At 42.7% G+C, this 20,446-nt stretch carries 18 protein-coding genes; 16 read left to right on the top strand and 2 right to left on the bottom strand.

The annotated features are described in order from the left end of the window. Positions 1–30 precede the first annotated feature (30 nt). Entirely contained in the window at positions 31–1,452 is a 1,422-nt protein-coding gene (locus A8F94_RS10570) for a YfcC family protein (protein WP_066199490.1), read from the bottom strand. Positions 1,453–1,629: 177 nt separating this feature from the next. On the opposite strand from A8F94_RS10570, the gene A8F94_RS10565 reads away from it, so the two are divergent. Further along, positions 1,630–3,672, top strand: coding sequence for a sigma 54-interacting transcriptional regulator (locus A8F94_RS10565; protein WP_077247655.1), 2,043 nt, complete (start codon positions 1,630–1,632; stop codon positions 3,670–3,672). A gap of 224 nt (positions 3,673–3,896) precedes the next feature. Here the strand turns inward: A8F94_RS10565 and ligD (A8F94_RS10560) are convergent, their stop codons facing one another. Further along, positions 3,897–4,784, bottom strand: coding sequence for a non-homologous end-joining DNA ligase (ligD, locus tag A8F94_RS10560; protein WP_066200450.1), 888 nt, complete (start codon positions 4,782–4,784; stop codon positions 3,897–3,899). A gap of 105 nt (positions 4,785–4,889) precedes the next feature. On the opposite strand from ligD (A8F94_RS10560), the gene ligD (A8F94_RS10555) reads away from it, so the two are divergent. The 15 genes from ligD (A8F94_RS10555) (at position 4,890) to A8F94_RS10485 (ending at position 20,268) form a co-directional block, all read left to right on the top strand. Next, positions 4,890–5,810 (top strand): non-homologous end-joining DNA ligase, encoded by a 921-nt coding sequence (ligD, locus tag A8F94_RS10555; RefSeq protein ID WP_139070066.1) that lies wholly within the window; start codon positions 4,890–4,892, stop codon positions 5,808–5,810. A 74-nt stretch (positions 5,811–5,884) separates the two neighbouring features. Beyond that, positions 5,885–6,154, top strand: coding sequence for an iron-sulfur cluster biosynthesis (locus tag A8F94_RS10550; protein ID WP_066199485.1), 270 nt, complete (start codon positions 5,885–5,887; stop codon positions 6,152–6,154). Between the two features lie 188 nt (positions 6,155–6,342). Continuing rightward, a complete protein-coding gene (locus A8F94_RS10545; protein WP_066199483.1) occupies positions 6,343–7,113 on the top strand; it encodes an IclR family transcriptional regulator in 771 nt (256 codons plus the stop codon). Positions 7,114–7,150: 37 nt separating this feature from the next. Next, complete coding sequence (locus A8F94_RS10540; RefSeq protein WP_066199479.1) at positions 7,151–8,038, top strand: acetaldehyde dehydrogenase (acetylating); 888 nt, start codon at positions 7,151–7,153, stop codon at positions 8,036–8,038. A gap of 23 nt (positions 8,039–8,061) precedes the next feature. Continuing rightward, positions 8,062–9,090 carry a 4-hydroxy-2-oxovalerate aldolase gene (dmpG, locus tag A8F94_RS10535; RefSeq protein WP_066199476.1) on the top strand — a complete coding sequence of 343 codons (1,029 nt, stop codon included), beginning with the start codon at positions 8,062–8,064 and terminating at the stop codon, positions 9,088–9,090. Positions 9,091–9,229: 139 nt separating this feature from the next. Beyond that, the gene (locus A8F94_RS10530; RefSeq protein WP_066199470.1) at positions 9,230–10,639 is read left to right on the top strand and encodes a GntP family permease; all 1,410 of its coding nucleotides are present in this window, start codon (positions 9,230–9,232) and stop codon (positions 10,637–10,639) included. Between the two features lie 271 nt (positions 10,640–10,910). Beyond that, positions 10,911–11,927: a LacI family DNA-binding transcriptional regulator gene (locus A8F94_RS10525; protein WP_066199467.1), complete on the top strand. Its 1,017-nt coding sequence runs from the start codon at positions 10,911–10,913 to the stop codon at positions 11,925–11,927. A 114-nt stretch (positions 11,928–12,041) separates the two neighbouring features. Further along, entirely contained in the window at positions 12,042–13,007 is a 966-nt protein-coding gene (locus tag A8F94_RS10520) for a sugar kinase (RefSeq protein WP_066199464.1), read from the top strand. Positions 13,008–13,018: 11 nt separating this feature from the next. Beyond that, positions 13,019–13,669, top strand: coding sequence for a bifunctional 4-hydroxy-2-oxoglutarate aldolase/2-dehydro-3-deoxy-phosphogluconate aldolase (locus A8F94_RS10515; RefSeq protein ID WP_066199462.1), 651 nt, complete (start codon positions 13,019–13,021; stop codon positions 13,667–13,669). A 5-nt stretch (positions 13,670–13,674) separates the two neighbouring features. Next, a complete protein-coding gene (gene dgoD, locus A8F94_RS10510; RefSeq protein ID WP_066199460.1) occupies positions 13,675–14,823 on the top strand; it encodes a galactonate dehydratase in 1,149 nt (382 codons plus the stop codon). A 94-nt stretch (positions 14,824–14,917) separates the two neighbouring features. Beyond that, a complete protein-coding gene (locus tag A8F94_RS10505; RefSeq protein ID WP_066199457.1) occupies positions 14,918–15,952 on the top strand; it encodes a zinc-dependent alcohol dehydrogenase in 1,035 nt (344 codons plus the stop codon). Positions 15,953–15,983: 31 nt separating this feature from the next. After that, positions 15,984–16,985: a 5-dehydro-2-deoxygluconokinase gene (gene iolC, locus A8F94_RS10500; protein ID WP_066199452.1), complete on the top strand. Its 1,002-nt coding sequence runs from the start codon at positions 15,984–15,986 to the stop codon at positions 16,983–16,985. A gap of 166 nt (positions 16,986–17,151) precedes the next feature. Then, positions 17,152–18,468 (top strand): ABC transporter substrate-binding protein, encoded by a 1,317-nt coding sequence (locus A8F94_RS10495; protein WP_066199449.1) that lies wholly within the window; start codon positions 17,152–17,154, stop codon positions 18,466–18,468. Between the two features lie 103 nt (positions 18,469–18,571). Next, positions 18,572–19,450, top strand: a complete 879-nt coding sequence (locus A8F94_RS10490) for a carbohydrate ABC transporter permease (protein ID WP_066199447.1) — start codon at positions 18,572–18,574, stop codon at positions 19,448–19,450. Then, a complete protein-coding gene (locus A8F94_RS10485) occupies positions 19,447–20,268 on the top strand; it encodes a carbohydrate ABC transporter permease (protein ID WP_066199444.1) in 822 nt (273 codons plus the stop codon). The genes A8F94_RS10490 and A8F94_RS10485 overlap by 4 nt, the downstream gene beginning before the upstream one ends. Positions 20,269–20,446 lie beyond the last annotated feature (178 nt).

Below are 20,446 nucleotides of genomic sequence, written 5' to 3'. Positions count from 1 at the left end.
CCTCCTGAGTTCAATCTGGATGTACTCATTTTAAAAGGGACCGTAATTTATCAAATGTGCGATAACGACTGCAATTAAGCCGATGACAAATTGGATAATCACTAACGGCAGAACCCATTTTGCCCATTTCGTCCACGGAATCCCGGCGATCGCTAATCCAGCCATTAAAGTACCGGCCGTTGGGAAAATAATATTTCCGATTCCATCAGCAAATGAAAACGATAGAACAGCAGTTTGTCTTGTAATATCAAGCAAATCAGCGAGCGGTGTCATAATTGGCATCGTTAACATCGCATGGCCGCTTCCAGATGCTAAAATAAAGTGAATGACTGTTTGGAAACTATACATGCCGATAACACTGATCGTTCCAGGAACATGACTAATCGCTTCCGATATACCGTGCAGCATCGGATCGACGATATGCCCTTGGTTTAAGACAACTAACGTCGCGCGCGATACCCCTATAATTAACGCACCGGTTATTAAAGCAGCGGACCCGCTCATAAAGTTTTTCACAAGATCATCAATAGAAAGTTTACCAATGATGCCAATAACAATCGTTAAAATAATAAATAACGCCGCAATCTCGGAAAGGTACCACTCGTATTTAATAACCCCATAGGCGAGAACGACATAAGTTGATAGAAATGCTCCAAGTATTAGCTTGTGCTTTGTTGTCATATTCACTTTTGAATTCAGCAGTTTGTCGGTAGCTGACTGGTCGTAGTTTCCATAAAAACCTAATTCGGGATTTCGTTTTACCTTCATCGCATAACGATAAACAAAAATCACGGACACAAGATAAACAACAACAAACAAGATTAATCGTAATCCAATCCCTGAGAATAATGGCAGTTCAGCAATCCCTTGGGCAATCCCGACTGTAAACGGATTCATAACGGCCGTTGTAAAACCAGCAGCCGCACCAAGGAGCACAATGGCCATTCCGACAATCGTGTCAAAACCAAGGGCGATTGCAAGCGGAATTAATAAAGGTATATAAGCTAATCCCTCTTCGGCCATCCCCATTAATGATCCTCCGGCAGCAAAGAACAGCATCATGATCGGAATTAACAGCTTTTCCCGTTTCGCTAATTTTCGTGCCATTGTCGCAATTAAGACATCAATTGTCCCTGTCGCACTAAAAACACCAAAAAATCCTCCAATGATTAATACAAAGAAAATAATTCCGCTTGCTTCCACCATCCCTTGATGAATGGCTTTCACCATATCGAATGGATTTACTGGTGAGGATTCCGTCCATTTAAATGAATCTGCCTCGACCGATGTTCTGCCATCTACTTCTATTCGGTTGTATTCTCCTGCTGGCAAAACCCATGTTAAAATCATCGCCAGGATTACTACCCCAAATAGTAACGCAAAGGCATTGATGTGTACCGGCTTCTTTTTTTGCGGGGCTTGCGGCTCCACCGTCTTGCTTACTTGACTCATAAAACCCTCTCCCTTTTGTTTCTTTTTTGTGCATTACGCTTAATTAGAATGCAATTATCATGCCAACTCGAAAATTATATAAATTCTGAATATTTAAACCATTGGAAACTTTTTATTGGTCTTCATTGGTTCTTTTTGGTAATATAATAGAACCAATAACACCAAAAGGAGGGCTTTATCATCAAACAATCACTCACCTTAATTACTGGAAGCAGGCAAACAAAAAGAGTTTTGCATGAGCAGCTGCATAAGTTGTTGGGAGATTACGTTCAAATTGAAGTTTTTTCCACCGATGAAGGCCTCCCCACCCAACTGACAGATGATTTCTTTTTGTTTTCATCGGAAGTGACAAGGTTAGAAGCGTATGAGACGTGTCAGATTACCGGCAAAGAAATGATGGTTGGAAAACGGACAATTCATCATCGATTTATCGACCAGCTGTTAAAAATACCAGTACATTCGGATGTTCTGATAGTTAATGATGATGATTTCGCAACGATTGAAGTAATCGAATCGCTTTATCAGTTAGGTATTGATCATTTACGATTCATACCATTTAAGAAGGACCAAATTTTTTATGAAAATATCGATATCGCCATATCTCCCGGCGAAATCCATCTTTGTCCGCCTTCTATAAAAAAAGTAATTGATATTGGTGTTCGGCTATTTGATATGGCAACGATTTTAAAAGTAGTAGAATACTTTTGTTTAGGGGAAAAAATTTCGTCATTGATTTCAGAAAGATATATTCGGAACATTATTGATTTACAACGGGAGTTATCATTTGCGGAACAAAATGAAAAGCAAATGAAACAGCATATTCAAAATGTGGTCAACACTGTCGATGACGGCATTTTAGCAATAAACCAACAACATCGAGTCACCGTTTTTAACCGGCGCTTAGAGGCCCTTTTTCATCATCCAATTGAAGACGCCATCAATAAACAATTAGACGAAGTAATCGTCCAAAAAGATATTATTGACTTTATCTTACATAGTAATGAAGAAAGTAAATTTTTCACTATTTACGGTGTTGATATTGTGATTTACCGTCATCAAATGGAAACTGAAAATACAATTGTAGCGACTTTTAAAAGTATTCATCAAGCGTTTGAAGTCGGAAAAATGGCGCAAAGAGATTTAAAAAACAAAGGATTTTACGCAAAATACAACTTTGATGATATTGTTGGCGAACACCCACTCCTCAAAGAAACGAAACAAATTGCCAAAAAACTAGCTCTCTCTGAGCATCCGATTTTAATTCAAGGGGAAACAGGAACAGGAAAAGAATTATTCGCCCACTCAATCCATCTTCATTCAATGCGAAAAAATCAGCCGTTTATTGCCATTAACTGCAGTGCTTTATCCGAAAATTTACTTGAAAGTGAATTGTTCGGCTACGAGGAAGGAGCTTTTACCGGTGCGAAAAAAGGTGGGAAAAAGGGACTGTTCGAATTAGCGGATAATGGGACGATTTTTTTGGATGAAATTGGTGATATTAGTCTTACCGTTCAATCCCATTTATTACGGGTCCTTCAGGAGAAAGAACTGCGGCGAATCGGTGGGGGAAAAGTCATACCCGTAAATGTCAGGGTCATCGCGGCAACAAATAAGAACATTCAACAAAAATCGCAGGAAGGTTCATTTCGTTCTGATTTATTTTACCGCTTGAACGTTCTTACTCTTTCTGTGCCGCCGCTTCGAGCACGAAGATCGGATATCCCGTTTTTGGTCAAACATTTTATTACGAAAAGCGGAAAATGGGTCAAAGTTGAAGAAAATCTATCAGAACAGCTGCAAAAACATGAATGGTTAGGTAATATCCGTGAACTAAAAAGCACGATTGACTATATGCTCACCATTTGTAACGGGAATAAAATTGAACTGAACGACATTCCTTACAGCCGCATTCAAAAAAAGGGGAAACAAGAGATAGTAACCAACTATTCACTTCCTGAGACTTTATTAGAAATATATGAATATAAACTTATCCTTGAAGCCATTAAACACTGTAATGAAAATGGTAAGCCGGCAAGTCGACAGTATATTTCAATGGTTAGCGAGGAAACCGGTTCTTTTTTATCGCCGCAGCAGGTTCGCAGACGATTGGATTACCTCGAAAGCAAAGGCTTCATTACAAAAGGACGGGGAAGAACCGGCACAAAAATTACCACAATGGGGGTAGAGTATTTACACCAGCTTGAATTACATGCAACATAATAACAGCCGCCTCTTAAATAAACAGGGTGCAGCGGTAGTATAAATAAGTGTTTGTAAAAATGCCACCAAAAATCTGGTGGCATTTTACTTCAAGTAGAAATGATGTAATTGAATTTAATGAATAAGATGATCATAAATAAAATTTATGTAAGGGGATTAATAGATGAAATCAAAAGTAGTTTTAGGGTAAATCATTTGTATCAACTGTTTCGGATTAATGGAATTTACATTTTCTTTTCAATAAACCTTAAAATTTCATCGAGGGATTGATTGCGTTTATCTGTGGTTAACGGCTTAAACAAATCTCCTTTTTCTTCTATCCTTTTCATGATGTTTAACATAGTAAATTGTGCAGGTTGTATACCTCCTTCTAATTCAGACCAGGTCAGCGGGGTGGCAACCGTTGCATTTCGTTTGGCTCTCGGCGAATAGACAACCGGCATTGTTCTCCCTCTCCACAGCTGCAGGTAATCAAAATAAAGCTTGTTTCCTCTTTTGGAAACGACTCGCTCAATCGTAACCTGATTCGGTAGTTGTTCCAGAAAATAATTTGCAATAAAGGTAGTAATTTTCCTCGTTTTTTCAAAAGTATAAATGGGTTGAATTGGCACGAACACTTGAAGCCCTGCCGAACCTGATGTTCTTGGAATAGATAGGAGGCCGAGGGATTGAAGAAGCTCCTTTAACTTTAAAGACACCTCTACGACTAAATTAAAGCTTGCATCATCTGGAGGATCTAAATCAAACACCATTTCCAGAGGGAAATCGGGCTTATCATAGCGATCAAATGGAACGTGAAATTCAATCGCTCCGTAGTTTGCGGCCCAAACGAGTGTAGCAGTGTCATTTAATAGCATTCTGTCTTTGTTTTTATAGAAAATGCTGCTGATCCATTCCGGTGCAGACTGGGGAACCGACCTTTTTTCGATTTTTTTGCCAGCTATTCCATGGGGATAGAGCCACGCCATTAATAGCCTGTCTTTTGCATGTTCGATCATATACTGCGACACATTTAGTAAATAGTGAATATAGTCCAACTTTGTGATCCTTTGCGACTCCCAAATCATTTTGTCCGGGTGCGTAATGTCAATCCTTTTGCCATCGACAACCATTTCCTTCACCAGAAAAACCTCCTCTTTCTCTATATTTTCAAATCTTATTGTTAAAACTATGTATTATTTAAAATTGGAGTGATACATCTGGAACCAATATTTCCAATGGAGCCGGTTGCTAGTATTGCCATCCCGGATGGAGAGGAATGGATTGCACAAGTGAAATGGGACGGTGTGCGGGTTTTAACCTATGCGGATGATGCCGGAGTACGGCTTTATAATCGCAAAAAGAATGAGCGGACAATGCACTATCCTGAGATAGCGAACATTCAAGACTATTGCAGCACCAGTTCCGTCATTTTGGATGGTGAAGTGATTTCTTTAGGTGAAAAGGGCAGACCTTCTTTTCAACGGGTTATGAGGCGGGATGGTTTGAGGAATATCGATCGGATAAGGAGTACAGCCGAGTCTGTTCCAATTGTTTATATGATTTTTGACATTATCTACTTGAATGGCATGTGGATTGATCATAAACCGTTTCATGAGAGAAACGAGATTCTATCTCGGATTATCACCACTAATGAACATATACAGCTCGTTCCGACAATCAGCCAGACCGAAAGCTTATTTAACGCAATTAAGGAGCAAGAGATGGAAGGCATTGTGCTGAAAAGGCTGGGTTCCCCCTATTCAATTGGGAAGAAGAGGGAAGATTGGCTTAAGGTGAAAAACTTTCAGGATATTATCGCAGTCATTGGAGGTTTTACTCTAAGACATAATACAGTTAGTTCAATCTTGCTTGGGTTATATGATTCTAATGGGGCACTTCATTATGTGGGACATACCGGGACAGGAAAAATGACACAAAGTGATTGGAGAGAACTAACGAAAGAATTAACAGAAATCGTAACCGGGCAGCTTCCTTTCAACAAGATACCTCAGCGCCATAAGGATGCCATCTGGGTACGGCCGGAAATGACCGTGAAGATAAAATTTGCCGAATGGACAGAAGGAGGAGCGCTAAGGCAGCCAAGCATTGAGGGATTCATTGAATATCCGCCGGAAGACTGTTTGCTTGATACTTAAAATCTCAATGAAAGTTGTCTAACCTTACTATTAAGCTATAATTAATTCTTAAGTAATAGTAAAGGGATGATTGCATGTTCGAGGTGACAGAAGCAGCCATAGAGGAGCTGCAGGCCAGGCTAAAAGCTTCAACTGTTGGGAGGCTGGTCCGGCTGCAAATGCGGAAAAGCTGTTTTATGAAGGTTAAGGTAACAGTGGAAAATGCTGCAGCGGAAACGGATGAAATCCAAACAATCTCAGTGCTGGACTTCATTATTGATAAAGGGGAATGTCATTATTTCAGGAATAAAAAACTTGATTTTATCCGGGATCATACCGGCTTTAAACAATTCGAGGTTCTATAAGATGCACCTGTTTCCTAATGGAGACAGGTTTTTTTATTTATCAAGGAACTGCCAACCAGTAAATTGTTGGTGAAAAGTTTTTTGAGTAAAATATATTGACATAATAAATTTTGAGAATTAGAATGAAACCGTTAACAAAATTAATTTGCGAACGGCATTCGATAATGCCGAACGATAGGAGGGTGCCAATGGCTGAGCGCTTAATTCAATCAGTTGAAAGAGCGGCAGATATCCTGGAATTGTTTGTGGCGTCACACCCTGAATTGAGTATTAAAGAGATTAGCGATTACCTGGGACTTTCAAAAAGCACGGTCCACGGGATTATTAAGACTCTTGAGCATAGGGGCTATCTTCAGCAAAATCCCGAGAATCAGAAATACCGATTAGGAATTAAGCTTTTTGAACTGGGTAACTTCGTTGGCAAACATCTCGATATTGGAAATATTGCCAAGCCTATCATCCGGAAACTAGTTGAAGAGCTAAATGAAACCGTACACCTTACCATTTTTGAGCGTGATGAAATTATTTATATCGAGAAAGTGGAAGGTCCACGGGCACTTACGATCTACTCCCATACGGGAAAAAGGGCGCCGATCCATTGTACTGGTGTCGGAAAGGCCATTCTTGCACACTTAAGTGAAGATGAGGTGGATCGGCTATTATCAAAGGCTATTTTGAAACCGTTTACCGAGTTTACATTAACGAATCCGAAAGACATCAAAAACCACCTCGCTGTTGTCCGCGGGCAGGGATATGCGGTAGATGATGAAGAAATCGAGTTGGGGCTAAAATGCATTGCCGCACCGATTTTCAATCACCAAGGCAAGGTTGTATCTTCAATTAGCTGTGCTGCTCCAAAAATGCGGCTTGATGAAGAGAAACTTCCTAAAGTGATTGCCGGAATAAAAGGTGCCGCGGCTGAAATATCAAGGCAATTGGGTTATAAGATGCACATTTAATTTAGAAATATAAACATCCACGGAGAGGAGAATTACTTTGTCAAAAGTTAAAGTTGCTGTTCTCGGTTCAGGGAACATTGGTACAGATTTAATGATTAAACTTGGCCGCTCAGAGTTGCTGGAGCTGACGGCTGTAATTGGAATTGATCCACAATCGGACGGATTGCGCCGTGCGATGGAAATGGGCTATGCGGCTGTTGATACAGGGATTGATGGATTTCTTGCAGATCCAAACCTTGAAGCAGATATGGTATTTGACGCAACATCAGCCAAGGCTCACCTTTACAACGCAAAAGTTTTAAAGGAGGCAGGAATCAAGGTAATTGATATGACTCCTGCAGCGGTCGGTCCTTATGTATGTGCGGCAGTAAACATTGGTGAACATCTTGAGAAGGACAACATCAATTTGATTACATGCGGCGGACAGGCTACCATCCCAATGGTCCATGCAGTTAACCGCGTAAGCTCGGTTGAATACGCCGAAATCGTTGCAACCATTTCGAGCCGAAGCGCTGGTCCTGGAACGCGGGCAAATATAGATGAATTCACTGAAACGACTTCTCGTGCGATCGAGGTTGTCGGCGGAGCGAAAAAAGGAAAAGCGATCATGATCTTGAACCCGGCCGAGCCTCCAATCATGATGCGTGATACCGTCTACACACTCGTTGAAGAAGGCACAATGGACGAGGAGGCAATCCGGAAGTCAATCGATGAGATGGCGGAGGTCGTTCAATCGTATGTTCCTGGTTATAAGCTCCGCACCGAGCCAATCTTTGAAGGCAACCAAGTCACCATCTTCCTTCAAGTTGAAGGAGCAGGAGATTACCTGCCTAAGTACTCAGGCAACCTCGATATCATGACCGCTGCCGGAGTCAAGATTGCTGAAGAATTTGCGAAAAATCTATTGGCCAAAGAAACTGTTTGAGCTAAGGAAGGGGTTAACGAATCATGACAACTGAACGAGATATTCTTATTACAGAAGTGGCATTGCGTGACGGAAGCCATGCGATTGCCCATCAATATACGGTAGACCAGGTACTGAAAATTGCCAAGGCCTTGAATGACGCAAATGTCCCTTATATCGAAGTTTCCCACGGGGACGGACTGGCGGGATCTTCCTTGCAATACGGGCTTTCCCGTACAAATGAAATGGAATTGATTGAAGCGGCCGTATCAGTAGCGGATAAATCAAAGATTGCGGTCCTGCTTTTGCCAGGAATCGGCACCCTTCAAGATCTTAAGGAAGCTGCTAACCTTGGAGCGAAAATGGCCCGGATTGCAACTCATGTAACCGAAGCTGACGTTGCACCACAGCACATCGCTTATGCAAAGGAACTTGGTATGGAAACAGTCGGATTCCTGATGATGAACCATATGGCCCCAGTTGACAAGCTTGTCGAGCAGGCGAAATTGATGGAATCGTATGGCGCAGATACAGTGTACGTGGTTGACTCCGCGGGCTTCCTGCTCCCTAATCAGGTTCGTGAACGGATTCGTGCCTTGAAGCAATCGGTTGGCATCAATGTCGGCTTCCATGGCCACAACAACTTGTCCCTGGCAATGGCCAATACACTTGCTGCGATTGAAGAAGGCGCTACAAGAATTGATGGAAGTGTACGCTGCCTTGGTGCTGGTGCCGGCAATACACAGACAGAAGTACTCATCGCAGTCCTTGACCGGATGGGAATTAAAACTGGGGTCGATTTGTATAAAATGATGGATTTGGCTGAGGACATTGTCGCACCAATCCTTCAAGTTCCACAGGAAATCACCAAGGACAGCCTGACACTTGGCTATGCTGGAGTATACTCAAGCTTTGCCCTTCATGCAAAGCGCGCCGCTGAAAAATTCGGCGTTGATTCCCGTGATATTTTAATAGAACTTGGCAAACGCAAGGTTGTTGGCGGACAAGAGGATATGATTGTCGAAGTCGCAGCCGAAATTGCGAAAAGTAAGAAAGCTAGTGTCATAGGTTAACTCTGACTATGGTTTAAGGGAGGGGAACGGCTTGTATCCTTCTCTTATACCTAAGCAGGGAATCGTATTAACTATCACTTGAAAGCGCTTCTATCTAAACTTCACAACTACACAAGTCATACGTCAGAGGGGATATTTTATGGAACTTGTTATAATTCTATTAGCGCTCGGCATGCTAATGTTTATCGCATATCGTGGTTTCACTGTCATTATTTTTGCTCCAATCTGTGCATTGTTTGCCGTACTTTTAACTGAACCAGCCTGGATTTTACCATGGTACTCCAATGTATTTATGGGGAAAATGGTTGAGTATATTCAACTATACTTCCCGATTTTCCTGCTGGGGGCTATGTTTGGTAAGGTCGTAGAAATGTCTGGGCTTGCAAAAAGCATCGCGACTACATTAATTAAAGTCGTTGGCCAAAAAAGGGCAATGCTTGTCATCGTTTTGCTTGCAGCCATTTTAACCTACAGCGGCGTTAGCTTGGTCGTTGTAGCATTCGCAGTCTACCCGTTTGCAAGGCACTTGTTCAAGGATTCAAACATTCCAAAACGGTTAATTCCAGGTACAATTGCGCTTGGTTCCTTCACCTTTACAATGGACGCCCTGCCTGGATCGCCACAGGTGCAAAACGTCATTCCGACAACATTTTTTAAAACAGATCTTTATTCCGCTCCATGGCTTGGCATCATCGGTGCAATTTTCATTTTCGTATTCGGTATGCTATACCTTGAATCACGCCGCAAAAAAGCAGCAAAGGCCGGCGAAGGATATGATTCATTCGGTACGATAAAAGAAGAAAATCAAGTAGAAATCGATTTGAATGAACATGAAAGTGTTGGACGCCGAATTTTCGCATTCGTTCCGGTTATCCTAGTTGCTGTACTGAATAAAGCGTTTACCACGATTATTCCAAAATGGTATCCAAACGGATTTGACTTTGATGCGATCGGCCTTGCATTCCCGAGTATCGAAACGTCCAAAGTAGTTGGAATTTGGTCAGTCGAAATTGCATTGATTGTAGGGGTTATCACAACCATTCTTTATAATCACAAACCGGTTGTCATGGACTTTAAAGAAGGCTCGAAAATCGGTGTTGCGGGTGCGTTGCTCGCCATCATGAACTCTGCTACCGAATATGGATTTGGTGCAGTAATCTCAAACCTTCCTGGCTTCAAAATTGCCAGGGATGGAATCGCGTCCGTATTCCAACATCCGTTGGTGAACGGTGCTGTCACAACGAACGTCCTATCCGCGATTTCAGGTTCAGCATCAGCGGGTATCGCGATTACACTTGGTATGATGAGTGACACGTATATCAAACTAGCAAATCAGTTTGATATTCCGCTAGAGGTTATGCACCGCGTCATTTCAATGGCATCAGGCGGTATGGATACACTGCCGCACAACGGAGCAGTTATCACCTTGCTGGCAATTACCGGCCTGACCCATAAGCAATCCTATCGGGATATCTTTGCGATCACTATCATCAAAACAATCGCGGCATTCTTCATCATTGGAGTATACCTGCTGACTGGTATTATCTAAACATTCATAGTAAAAGGCATTCCGGCTTAGGCCAGGGATGCCTTTTTTTGGTGGCTGTTGATAGGTGGGGCAAATCGGCCATCTAATGAATATACCTTTCATTTTCAGCTCTTATCCAATGTAAGTTGGTGTAAAAATATATCAAAATAGTTTTTTAAATATTTATTTTTTTCGCAATATACAGACTTGAAACCGTTTACAAGTTGCTATATACTGGTTTCATAAATCGATTTAGTAACTCGGTTTAGTAACTTTGGATGAGGAGATAAAAATGGAACGAGTAACAATTGCTGATGTGGCCAGACTCGCAGGGGTATCTAAAAGCACCGTTTCACAATATCTCAACAAACGATATATGTATATGAGTGAAGAGACAAAAATGAGAATTGGCCAGGCGATTGACACACTAGGATACCATCCCAACATCATCGCCAGAAGTTTGAAGCAAAGACGAACTTCTACGATTGGTGTGATCGTTTCCAATATTCTTCATTCTTTTTCAACTCAAGTTATTCGTGCGATTGAGGACACATGCAGAGAAAATGATTTTCATGTAATTGTCTGCAACGCCGACGATGATCCTGCTAAGGAAGAGAATTACATCCAAATGCTGCTTGCCAAGCAGGTTGATGGGATGGCAATTGTTCCTTCAGGAGGAAACCTCGATTTGTATCATTCGATGGTTAAGAAAAACTACCCTGTTGTCTTCATAGACCGTATCATCGAAGACGTTCCAATAGACGTTTTTTTATTAGACAATGAAAACGCTTCTTTAATGGCTGTAGAGCATTTAATTAGTTTAGGCCATAAGAAGATTGGATTAGTTACCCCTTCCTTAGAAAAACGAATTTCGCCGAGGATTGAAAGGATTAACGGTTATAAAAACGCCTTGGAAAAACATCAGCTGCCAGTTATGGATGAATATATCAAGAGTATGAAGGTGAACGAGCTTCAATCAGGGTTAAAAGAAATCTTTTCCCTGCCAGATCCGCCAACGGCAGTAATTGCATCGAATGATCTAACTTTATTTGAAATTCTTAGGTTTGCAAAAAATGAGGGTTTTCGAATTCCAGAGGACTTAGCGGTTGTAGGTATAGATGATGTCCCATTTGCCTCTATTTTGGAACCGTCTCTCTCAATCTTCTCTCAGCCTACATTTGAAATTGGGAATAAAGCGGCTTCACTGCTTTTAAAAAAGATTAATAAAAATAAAGAAATTATAGAGCCGCGGGTTCACCGATTTCAGCCGACTTTATTGCCGGGAACCATCCCTGACAGTAAAACGTGATGGTTGGTTTGAAAGAATAATCCCTTCTGGGGAGCTCCAAACGAAAGAAATCAAATTTTCGCTACAACCTTTTTCTCCTTTACTAGACTTCGACATTGCCTGGAGGAACTTAAATTGAAGAAGTTAGATGTAGTAACCTTCGGGGAAACAATGGTTTTGTTTAATCCCGAACAAATGCTGCCACTTGAATATAATCATAGGTTCATGAAGCAAATCGGCGGTGCAGAATCAAACCTTGCAATAGGTTTGCAAAAATTAGGCCATACCACTGGCTGGTTCAGCAAGCTTGGTGATGATCCTTTCGGAAGGTATATCCATCAATTTATTCGTGGCCATGGTGTTGATACTTCACGATGTGTATACACAGACGAAGCGCCAACCGGTCTTTTCTTTAAAGAAAAAAGATCTCCGACAAATATTAGTGTTTATTATTATCGAAAGAACTCTGCAGCGAGTTTGCTAGCTTCTGAGGATTTAGACGAGGAATATATTGCCGGAGCAAAATTCCTGCATTTGACTGGCATTACGCCAGCCTTAAGTGAATCAATCCGCATGGCAGTTTTCAAAGCGATTGAAATTGCCAAAAAACATAAAGTGAAAATTGTCTTTGACCCAAATATTCGGCTCAAATTATGGAGCAGAGAAGAAGCAAAGCCGGTCATTACCGAAATCGCCGAAGCTGCAGATATCATTCTTCCCGGCCTCGATGAAGGTGAAATAATGACCGGGAAAAATACGCCAGAAGAAATAGCTGACCAGCTTTGTCTTAAAGGTGACAAAACAATCATTGTTAAGCTTGGTGAAAAGGGGGCCTATTATCAAGCCGGCAGTGATAAAGGTTATGTTGATGGCTTTCCGGTTTCCCAGATCGTTGACCCTGTAGGTGCGGGCGATGGATTTGCCGCTGGGGTAATCAGTGGAATGTTGAGAAATGAGCCGATTTCCGAAGCTGTGAAACGAGGAAATGCAGTTGGTGCTATTGTCGTGGGAGTGAACGGAGATGTAGAAGGACTCCCGAATAATGAAGAAGTTGAACAATTGATCAAGGGCGCCAAAGATAATCAGGATGTAAAAAGGTGAGGGGGGATTCCATGGAAAAGTTGATGAATATTCAACGGTTAAGTCAATCCGGTTTGGTAGCAGTGATCCGGAGGCCGGAAGCTGACCAAATTTCCTTTATTGCTGAAGCGCTTGTTAGCGGAGGAGTGGGAGCGCTTGAAATCACTGTCGATACTCCCGGCGCTTTTCGAATGATTAAACAACTTAAAAACGAATTTGGAGAGCAAGTCCTTGTTGGGGCTGGAACGGTTCTTGATGCCGAAACAGCAAAAACAGCCATTGAGGCTGGTTCTGATTTTATATTCTCACCAATAATCGATGAAAAGACAATTGAAATGACAAGCCGCTACGGGAAGATTTCGATTCCAGGTGTAATGACGCCAACCGAAATGGTTAAGGCCTATCAGGCTGGAGCTGATATTCTGAAGATTTTCCCTGCCGGTTCCCTCGGTCCGAAATACATAAGGGAACTAAAGGGGCCGCTTGGCCATATCCCAATGATGCCCACAGGCGGAGTCTCATTAGATAATGTTTCGGAATTCATAAAAAGCGGCGCGGCTGCCGTGGGGGTAGGCGGTACATTACTAAATAAACAAGCAATTGCAGAAGGCAACTATAAAGGAATAACCGACATCGCTTCCAAGTTCGTAACGTTAATTAAACAAGCCCGCCAGGAGGAATAAAGAATATGAAAATCACAAAAATGGAGACTTTTCTCGTTCCGCCTCGTTGGCTGTTTTTAAAAATAGAGACGGATGAAGGCATTACAGGCTGGGGAGAACCAGTAGTAGAAGGACGTGCAGCAACGGTTAAAGCTGCGGTAGAAGAATTGAGTGAGTATTTAATCGGCAAAGATCCTCTCAAGATTGAGGATCACTGGCAGGTGCTGTATCGGGCAGGTTTTTACCGTGGCGGCGCAATTACAATGAGTGCGATTTCCGGCATTGACCAGGCGCTATGGGATATTAAAGGGAAATTTCATCATGCACCGGTATATGAGTTGCTTGGTGGTCCGGTTAGAGACTCCATTCGTGTATACAGCTGGATTGGCGGTGATCGGCCGATTGACGTTGCAGAAGCAGCCAGGACCGCAAAGGAAGCGGGTTTTACTGCCGTAAAAATGAATGCCACCGAAGAACTCCAATATATCGATTCATATGAAAAAATAGATCAGGCTGTAGCGCGGATAGCCGCTGTGAGAGATGTTGGAGGCAGGGATTTTGGGATAGGAATTGATTTCCATGGACGTGTACATAAACCAATGGCAAAAATTCTCGCAAAAGAGCTCGAAGCATTCAGACCTATGTTCATCGAGGAACCAGTATTGGCTGAAAATAACGAAGCACTAAGGGATATAGCCAGCCATACGAACATCCCAATTGCAACAGGGGAAAGAATGTTTTCGCGCTGGGATTTTAAAAAAATACTCGCTGATGGATATGTGGATATCATACAGCCAGACCTGTCACATGCAGGCGGGATTTCAGAAGTGCGTAAAATTGCAGCCATGGCGGAGGCATATGATATAGCACTTGCTCCCCACTGTCCATTAGGGCCAATTGCCCTGGCTGCTTGTTTGCAAGTGGATGCTGTATCCCACAATGCTTTCATTCAGGAGCAAAGCCTCGGCATTCACTATAATCAGGGAAATGACTTGCTGGACTATATTATGGACCACTCAGTTTTCAAATACGAAAATGGTTTTGTAAAGATGCCGGCCAATCCGGGTCTTGGAATTGAAGTGAACGAGGAATATGTCCGCAAGATGGCAGAAATAGGCCACAACTGGAAAAACCCGGTGTGGAGACATACGGATGGTTCAGTTGCAGAGTGGTAAACTGTTGATTATTTTGGGATTTTTAAATAATGGTAGTAAAAATACTTAATAGACTAAGAGCACCTAATCTATCAGATAGAAAAGGAGGATGAATTTGAAAGCGCTCTTAAAGGTAAGAGAAGGGCTGGAAGGGGTAGAACTGCTGGATATCGCTGAGCCTGATGTTAAACCCCATGAAGTGAAAGTTAAAATCCATGCGGCGGGGATTTGCGGTACCGACATACATATTATCCATGATGAATTTTCCTATAAACCCCCGGTTGTTATGGGCCATGAATATTCCGGCACGATCGTCGAAGTTGGCACGAATGTCACCGGACTTCAAATTGGCGACAGGATCGTCTCACTTACAGCGGCAGTCACATGCAGAGCATGCTATTATTGCCGTTCCGGATTGTACATGCTCTGTAAAAAGAGGCTTTCAATAGGTTCGGGTGTAAATGGAGCCTTTGCAGAGTATATGGCAATCCCTGCGGAAATTGCCTTCAAAATTCCCGATAATGTGTCTATGGATGAGGCGGTTCTTACAGAGCCCCTAGCATGCATGGTTCGCTGTGTTATCGAACGCGGGACAGTAAAAGCGGGGGATTATGTCCTTGTATCCGGTCCAGGAACAATCGGGCTGCTGACGATGCAACTCGCCAAAGCAAGCGGAGGGAACGTTATTGTGACGGGAACTTCACATGATAAGGAACGATTGAAGCTGGCTTCAGAGTTAGGTGCTATCGCGACAATAATGGTGGACAAGGAAGATGTTCATGAGAAAGTAGCTGCTCTGACTGGAGAAATGGGTGTTGATGTCGCATTTGAATGCGCGGGGGCCGCGGCTTCCGCCAACTCATGCCTTCACTTATTGAAAAAGACTGGATTGTATGTCCAGGTTGGATTGTACGGGAAAAAAATTGAATTTGATTTGGATCTCGCACTTACGAAAGAAATCAATATGACAAATGGATTTGCATCTGAACCGACATCATGGGAACGAGCTCTCCGTATGCTGGAAAACAAACAGGTGAATGTCGCCCCTCTGATATCCATGAAATGGCCGCTCGATGAGTGGAGAAGAGCGATTGAAAGTGTTGAAAACAAAGAAGGATTCAAGGTTCTGTTTGTACCAAATGGAGACTAGGTTAGATGGGAGCCCAAGGAGGGACAAGGGAATGGGTTTAACATTCAGTGAAGGTAAAGAGCTGGATTTGATATCGGTTGGACGATTATGCATCGATCTTAATGCAAATGAAATTAACCGGCCGATGGAAGAAACGATTACCTTTACAAAGTATGTTGGCGGTTCGCCGGCCAATATCGCTATAGGGACATCACGCCTGGGGTTGAAAAGCGGGTTTATAGGGCGGGTTTCAGACGACCAAATGGGCCGCTTTATAAGGAATTACCTGAATGAAAATGGAATCGACACTTCCAATGTCATTACCGATGAAAAGGGCAGCGTGACGGGCCTAACATTTACGGAAATCAAAAATCCTGAAGATTGCAGCATTCTTATGTACCGCGATAATGTGGCAGACCTTAACCTTATGCCTGCTGATATTTCAGAGGCGTATGTAAAGAAGGCAAAAGCTATTTTGATTTCTGGTACAGCACTCTCAAAATCCCCTTCAAGGGAGGCTGTTTTCCTTGTCTTAAAATATGCAAGGAAACATGGGACGGCCGTATTTTTTGATATCGATTACCGTCCCTACACATGGAAATCTCCTGAAGAAACAGCTATTTACTATAGCCTGGCGGCAGAAAAGTGCGACGTCATCATCGGAACCCGTGAGGAATTCAATATGATGGAACAGTTTGATGAAAACCATATACATTCCGATGAAGTAACAGCAGGGAAATGGTTTAAACATAATGCGAAAATTGTCGTCATTAAACATGGGAAAGAGGGGTCAATCTCCTATACAAAAGAGGGCGGCCAATTTAAGGGAGCTACTTTTCCTGCTAAAGTCATCAAAACCTTCGGTGCAGGGGATTCGTACGCGTCCGGGTTCATCTATGGCTTGATGAACGGTTGGAGCATTGAAAAGTCCATGGAATTTGGCGCAGCCGCAGCTTCCATTGTTATCTCTAGCCACAGCTGCTCGGATGCCATGCCGACTGTCAGGGAAGTCGATGCGTATATTGAGAAGTGCAACGCAGTTGGGACTGAATGAGGGAAAGAGAAAATTCCTACCCGTTGAGTTGAAGGTCAGAGGAACGGCCGGGGGGAAATTAACGAATCGTAATTTTTTCTTGTTATATACCGGGCAAGGAGCTTTCGCAGGAACGCCCTTGCATCGTATATATAAAATTAAAACAAATTTCAAAAGGGGGATTAGAATGAAACAAAGGTGGAATCGCTTACAAAAGGCCAGTGCTGCTCTTGCAGCTGTTATCGGCCTGAGTGCAATGCTCGCTGGGTGCAGCGGAGGGGATAAAAAGGAGGTTTCGAAACCTGTTGATGGAAATGCAAAGACGCCACAAACTATTCGTCTTGTAGCATCGAACCATCCATGGACAGAAGCCATTAAGCCGCTCCTTCCTGAGTTTGAAAAGCAAACTGGTATTTCCGTAAGAGTAGACAGCTATTTTGAGGACCAGTTATCTCAAAAAACGTCCGTTGAATTTGCTGCAAACGCAAAGAGCATCGATGTGGTCATGTTCCGTCCTCTTCAAGACGGAAAGCAATTTGAGAAGAATGGTTATTTTGCCACACTTAATGATTACATTTCAAAAGGAAATTATTCTACCGACGATTTTATCCCCTCAGCTCTTGGAAGTGTAACAAATGGGGATAGGCTATACGGCCTGCCAATTATCACAGAAACGACAGTCCTATATTATAGAAAAGACATACTGGATAAAGCTGGACTTCAGCCTCCTAAAACGTTGGATGAATTAAAAGAGCAGGCGAAGCAGCTCAATGATCCAAAGAATGGATTATACGGATTTGTATCCCGTGGAAAGCGGGCACCATCTGTCACTCAGTTCTCAAACTACCTGTACTCATTTGGCGGAGACTTCATGAAGGATGGTAAAGCAACGCTTGATACACCTGAAGCTATTGAGGCGTTCGAATATTACGGAACATTGTTGAAGGAATACGGCCCTCCGGGAACTCTTAACATGAGCTGGCCGGAAGCGATGGCTGTGTTTACCCAAGGAAAAGCAGTATTCTATACTGATGCTTCTGCTCTTTATACGAATGCAACCGATCCTTCCAAATCAAGTGTCGCTGAAAACGTCGGATTTGCCCCGTTCCCAGAAGGCCCTAAAGGAAGAAAAGCTACTGCTCCTCCTGCCTGGGCTGTTGCAATTGGTGCAAATTCAGAGAAAAAAGACGCAGCGTGGGAATTCGTAAAGTGGGCCACAAGCAAGGATGTCGTTACGAAACTTCAGTCGAATGGAATCACTGGCGCCCTCAAATCAGTTTGGGAGTCTCCTGAAGCCATTGCGAAATTCCCGGCTGATTTGACCGAAGCAATCAAGACGAACAATGAAACGGGTGTTCCTTATGATCGCCCAGCGATCGTCAATGTCGGCGCAGCACGCGATGTCATTGGTGATGTCATCAACGCGGCAATAGAAGGCAAAGACGTAGAAGGTGCCGCTAAAAAATCAAACAAAGCATTCCAGGATATCCTGGACAAAGAATAATTCAGCATTCATAAGATGACTTTCGGTCAGATATTAGGCTCTTTAATATGGCGGCCGAAAGTCATTTTCTTTTTACATACTGTTGAAGAAAAGGAGAGGCAGCATGTCAAACTGGATTGATAAGAATATCAAATGGATTTACCCTATGCCAGCGATTCTGTTCGTTGGGCTTATGATGATTTTTCCAGTTGGTTACACAGCCTGGCTCAGTTTCCATACTTGGGATATGTCTAATATCAATCCGCCTGCCTGGGTGGCCATTGATAATTATAAGGAATTGTTCAAGGATGAACTCTTCAAGGAATCCTTGTGGACAACATTTTATTTTACAACCGCCGCTGTTATTATCCAAACGATTCTTGGGGTGGGGTTGGCCCTTCTAATGAATGCACATATTATCGGAAAAGGCATTGTAAAAACACTGTTCCTTCTTCCAATGGTTGCCACGCCCGTTGCTGTTGGACTTGTGTGGGTCCTTATTTATGAACCAAACGTAGGGATCGCAAATATTTTTCTGCAAGCTATTGGCCTTCCACCACAAGAATGGCTGGCATCGCCTGATTTGGTCTTGCCCTCGTTAATTTTTATTGACGTCTGGGAATGGACGCCGATGATCGCGCTTATCGTCCTTGCAGGCCTTGTCTCCCTTCCGAAGGATCCGTATGAAGCCGCGATAGTCGACGGTGCGAACCGATTTCAGATTTTCTGGAAAATTACTCTTCCGTTATTGCAGCCGACTATTTATTCAGCCGTTTTACTGAGGCTGATTGATGCTCTGAAAACATTTGATATCATTTATGCCACCACACAGGGTGGCCCTGGTACGTCCTCCCAGACTCTAAACATTTATGGATATGTGCTTGGATTTCAATATTTCCAAATAGGGAAGGCTTCAAGTTTGTTAATGGTTTTCTTTGTCATTGTTTTGTCGCTTAGCGTTCTCGTGGTTGCGTTACGTAAAAAGGCAGGTGTCTCCCTATGAATAAGAAAAAGAGGACAATTTTATCAATTTTTACAAACTTCTCTGTGTATCTCATACTCTTTTTGTTTCTCCTGCCGTTCCTTTGGATGATTTTAGCTTCGTTTAAAACGCAGCAGCAGATTCTGGATACATCCAATCTGTTCGGATTCACCCCAAGTCTGGATAACTATACGAGTGTCTTTACGCAGTATGCATTCATGGATTTTATCATTAACAGCTTTTTGGTTGCTGTCGCCTCTACTGTTTTAGGCCTTTTGCTGGGTCTTCCTGCCGCTTACGGTATCGCGAAATATAAACAGCATAGTCTTGGTCTGTTGATTTTGATAGCCAGAATCGTGCCGGGGATTTCCTTTCTTATCCCGTGGTTCATTATTTTTTCAAAGCTTCAGATGATCGATACCTACACGGCACTTACAATGAGCCATATGCTTGTCACGATGCCCTTCATTATTTGGGTAATGATACCGTTTTTCGAAAGTCTTCCTGGTGAATTGGAAGAATCTGCACGGGTGGACGGATGTACCACAACAGGAGCATTCATTCGCATCCTGCTTCCGATTTCATGGCCAGGAATTGTAACAGCTTCTATTCTTGCCTTCATCTTTTCGTGGAACAATTTCATGTTCTCGCTCATATTGGCAGGAGAAAAAACAAGAACACTTCCAATCGCCGTATTCAATTTCCTCTCATATTCCGAAATCAATTGGGGAGGGCTGATGGCTGCGTCTGTTATTATTACTTTGCCTGTTCTCGTTATCGCCTTAATCATGCAGCGATATATTATCGCAGGCTTAACCGGTGGGGCAGTAAAAGGGTAAAAAGGCAATCGGAGGAAGACATAAATGGACTTCACTTTTCGTTGGTATAGGAGGGGCAGTGAAATAGCCTCACTTGGAAAAACAGGAAGAGAATATCACAGGCCCGAATTCATTTTGAATTCGGGCCTGCTGCTTATTAATTGTTAAGAATTAGTGCTTTGTCTTGTGATTTTCATTT

It is taken from the genome of Bacillus sp. FJAT-27225 (assembly GCF_001685025.1).
GTDB lineage: Bacteria > Bacillota > Bacilli > Bacillales > Cytobacillaceae > Bacillus_D.
This window is presented reverse-complemented; position numbering and strand designations above follow the sequence as displayed.